Consider the following 3,842-nt stretch of genomic DNA (forward strand, 5'->3'; position numbering starts at 1 on the left):
CGGGCCCTACGGCGGGGGAGGCGGGTACGGCCGGGGTGGCGGGGCGCGCGTCGGGCAGGGGCAGCCCGGTGCGCGCCGCCGCGCGCTCCAGGGGCGCCCCCGCGGCGTCGCACTCGGGCAGCCGCCCGGCCAGCCAGAGGGCGTCGAGCAGCTCTTCCCGCGACAGATACACGCCGCCGGACGCGAGGACCGTGATGGCCTCGTCAAGCCGTTCCAACCGCCCCTGGTCGCCGTCCCCTCGGGCCATGGGTCACACCGCCCCGCCCAGCCGGTGCAGCACCGCTTCCAGCAGCCCCTGCGCCGTCACGTCCACTCCGCCCGACCGCAGGAACACGGCGTTCAGCAGCTGATCGGTGGCCAGCTCGCGCGCCGCGCGCCGCCGCAGGAAGACCTCCAGCAGCTGATCGACCTCCTCCAGCGCCTCCTCGCCCAGATGCGCGGTGACGATCGCCCGCAGCCGCTCCGCGTCGGGGGTGGGCAGCTCCAGCCGTACGCAGCGGCGGAGGAAGGCGGGCGGGAAGTCGCGCTCGCCGTTGCTGGTGATCACCACGACGGGGAACTCCTCGCAGGCCAGCCGCCCCCGCCGTACCGTGGCGCGTTCGCCCGCCCGCTCGGTGAGCACCTCCACCACCGACTGCTCCTCCGGCAGCCGGGCCAGCTCGGGGATCTCGAACTCGCCCTCTTCGAAGACGGTCAGCAGGTCGTTCGGCAGGTCGACATCGCCCTTGTCGAGCTCGTCGACGAGCAGCGCCCTGGGCCGGTCGCCCGGCACCAGCGCGGTGCCCAGCGGGCCGAGCCGCACGAAGCTGCCGATGTCGGGTTCGGCCTCGCCGCGGTCCCGCAGCAGGGTCGTCTCGCGCAGCCGCCCGATCGCGTCGTAACGGTAGAGCGCGTCCTGCACGGTGGACCGGCTGTTGACGGGCCAGCGCAGCACCTCGCCCAGCCCCAGTTCGTGCGCGACCGCCCGCGCGAGGGACGACTTGCCGGTGCCCGGGCTGCCGGTGACGAGCAGCGGACGGCGCAGATGCAGGGCCGCGTTGACCACGTCGGCGTGCTCGGGCGAGATCAGATACGGCGACGGGCGGCCTGGGCCCGAATCCCGCTCCTCGCCGGGTGTGGCGCCGTCGAAGCGGCGCCACGGCGGTGCGGGCGGCATCTCCACCTGCCGGGGTACGCCGTCCCCCCGGAACAGCCGCCAGCCCTGCTGTTCGTGCTGTTCCCGTGCGTTCATCGGGGATCCTTCCTTTCGGTCCGCGTCAGCGGACATCGCGCCGTCACTCCGTGGGGTCCACGAGGTCCAGCCGGGGCAGCGCCCGCCCGGCGTCGGCCCAGGCGAGGACCGGCCGCCCGGGGTAATCGGCCGGTCGCTGGAGGGTCTTCGTGCGGTACATCCGTATCGCCTCGGGCAGTTCCCGCGCCCGCACCTCGGTCGCGTGCCGCACGGCCGGGGACCCCGGCTGCCCGCTGCGGTCCCACAGGACCACCGGAACGCCCGCCGCCAGACACATCTGGACGACCCCCGCCCGCCGGTGGGCCGCGACGTCGACCGTGACATGGGCGGTGAGCCGCTCCATGAGGAGACCGCACACCGCCTCCGGGTCGGGGGCCGTGGCGTCGTCGATGTGCACCGGCTCCTCGGAGTCCAGCCGGGCCCAGCGCTCCCGCCACTGGTCCAGCATGGCTTCCCCGTTCAGCTCCCGCAGCTCGGGGCAGTTGACGACCAGCGGATATGGGGCGCCGAGCGGCACGGGGAGCAGCGCCGCCGCCCCGGCCGGTTTCCAGGAGTCGGCGGGCACCTCCAGGGCGTCCCGGTCCACGACCAGTTCGATGACGAAGCGCGGGCCCGCCGGGTCCGGCCGCCGCAGCGAACCGACCGCGTCCAGGATCTCCTGCGCCGCCTCCTCCGGGCTGCGCGGCCGCTCGCTGTCGTCCGACACCTGGCGCAGCCCGTCCCCGTCGTCGCACCACAGCCGCAGCCGGTAGCGCTCCGGCTGCTCTCCCGCATCCGATACCGCCGCGCTCCCGCAGGACGACAGCTTCGCGACGACCCGGGGCGGGGCGGAGCCCCGGGACGCGCCCCGGGCCCACTGCTTGGCGTCGTGGCGGCGGTCCTTCAACGCCGCGTCATGGATGCCGAGACGGCGGGCCACGGCCGCGTTCCACTGCCACAGGTCGGCCTGCTGCTCGGCCGTCGGGCAGCAGCCCGCGGCCACGAACTCCACGGCGCGCAGCAGCCCCGGGACGGCCAGGCGGCCGTCATCGGTCGGCGTGCTGTCGCCGTACAGGCCCTCCAGGTGGGCGATCAGCGCCTCGAAGCGCCCGTTGCCGCTCCCCTCATGACCGTCCTGTGGGGCGTCGGCGCCGAATCCGGCCAGGAGCGCGCCGGGCAGGGCCGCCGCCAGCGACAGCGCCGCCCGTACGGCCCCGGGGACACCGGCGGCCGCGGCCGGGGGCAGGGCGCGCAGGTGCCGCAGCAGCGCCCCGTGCTCGCCCGGCGTGAGCAGCTTGGGCAGACCGTAGCGGCGTCCCAGGACGAGGAGTTCGTCGGCGATCGGCCCCGCCGTCGGGCGCACCGCCTCGACCAGCGCCGGGAGGGCGCGCCCCCGGGTGAGCAGCAGCCGGGCGAACTCGTCGGCGGAGGGCGCGCCGTCCGCGCGGTGGTCCAGGCCGCACTGGCGGGCGACCGCGCGGCAGCACCGCACCCAGCCGTCGGACAGCGACAGCGGCCCGTCCAGCAGGGTGGTCAGTTCCGCGTAGGCCGGGTGGTCGCGTACGTCGTCGTCGGGCCGGGGGAGGAGGTGGTCCACTCCGGCGCTCCGCAGCTCCCACGCCACGCGCTGCCAGGGGATGCCCCAGGCGCGCCGCAGCTCGCCCCGGACGCGCAGCTTCGCCGTCACGAGCCCGACGACGGCGCTCTCCTCGTTCGACCACAGCGGGCCGCCGCTGTAGGCGGGTTCGATGTCCAGGGTGCGTTCGGCCCCGTCGAAGTAGCCGAACCGCCCGTCGCATTCGCTCACTTCGGCGTCGGCGAAGACCCCGGGCTCGCCGCTGCCGTGCCAGGCGCGGACGAACTGCCGCCGGGCCATGGGGTGCCAGCGCGGCGGCTCGAACGCGGGCGGCAGCGCCCCGGCCAGCCGCAGTACGGCCAGGTCGCCGTTCCACTCGAAGGCGCCCAGGCCGCCGTCGTCCCGCCGGGGCGGGATCCAGGCCGTCAGCTCGGCATCGGCCTCGACGGTGTGCTCCGGCCCGTGGATCCGTACCGAGACGGCGACCGCCCCCGGGTGATCCGGGGCCAGCATGTCCTTGCCGAGGGCGCTGTTGACCACATGGGCACAGGTCAGCAGGTGCTGGCGGGGCAGCAAGACCCCCGCGCCCGCCGGTCTTCCGTCGTCCTTGGCCAGGATGGACACGGCGGGCCGTGGCGCGGACCCGCGCGGGTGGAACCAGCCCATGGCTCAGCCCGTGGGCTCGGGCAACGGCGGCTGCTGTGGCGGCTGTTGCGGGGGCGTGGGCTCGCCCGGCGCGGGCTGGTCCGGCGGGCGCTGGTCCGGGGGCGTCTGGTCGGGCCGCCAGGTGGCCGAGATGGTGAGGCTGGCGTTCCCGTTCGCCCCCACGATGCCGAGCTTGAGGTCCTGGCCCACTTGCACCCCGAACTGCACGGTGAACTCCTGCGGCGGGTGGGGCGCCGAGCGGACCGCGTCGTGCACGTCCTGGAGCACCGAGCCAAGACCCTGGAGGACGACGCCGAGACCGGCGTCGGCGAGCGCGGCCGCGGCCCGCGTCCCGCGCCCGACCGGGGTCACGCCGCCCACGCCGCCCACGCCCTCCGCGCCGCCGTAGGC

At 75.9% G+C, this 3,842-nt stretch carries 4 protein-coding genes; all 4 read right to left on the reverse strand.

The features are described from left to right. Positions 1-247: hypothetical protein (locus EEJ42_RS33425; protein ID WP_221179456.1), on the reverse strand; the 247-nt coding region annotated here is incomplete at its 3' end. Positions 248-250: 3 nt separating this feature from the next. Continuing rightward, the gene (locus EEJ42_RS33430) at positions 251-1,231 is read right to left on the reverse strand and encodes an AAA family ATPase (RefSeq protein WP_123105775.1); all 981 of its coding nucleotides are present in this window, start codon (positions 1,229-1,231) and stop codon (positions 251-253) included. Positions 1,232-1,274: 43 nt separating this feature from the next. Continuing rightward, positions 1,275-3,452 carry a VMAP-C domain-containing protein gene (locus EEJ42_RS53990; protein ID WP_123105777.1) on the reverse strand — a complete coding sequence of 726 codons (2,178 nt, stop codon included), beginning with the start codon at positions 3,450-3,452 and terminating at the stop codon, positions 1,275-1,277. 3 nt (positions 3,453-3,455) lie between these two features. After that, on the reverse strand, positions 3,456-3,842 hold a 387-nt coding region (locus EEJ42_RS33440), incomplete at its 5' end, for a CU044_2847 family protein (protein WP_123105779.1).

Origin of the sequence: Streptomyces botrytidirepellens (assembly GCF_003721215.1) — a bacterium.
Lineage (GTDB): Bacteria > Actinomycetota > Actinomycetes > Streptomycetales > Streptomycetaceae > Streptomyces > Streptomyces himastatinicus.

Coding starts and splice junctions, on each gene's coding strand:
- EEJ42_RS33430 (WP_123105775.1), bottom strand. CDS start 1,231: ATGAACGCACGGGAACAGCACGAACAGCAGGGCTGGCGGCTGTTCCGG.
- EEJ42_RS53990 (WP_123105777.1), bottom strand. CDS start 3,452: ATGGGCTGGTTCCACCCGCGCGGGTCCGCGCCACGGCCCGCCGTGTCC.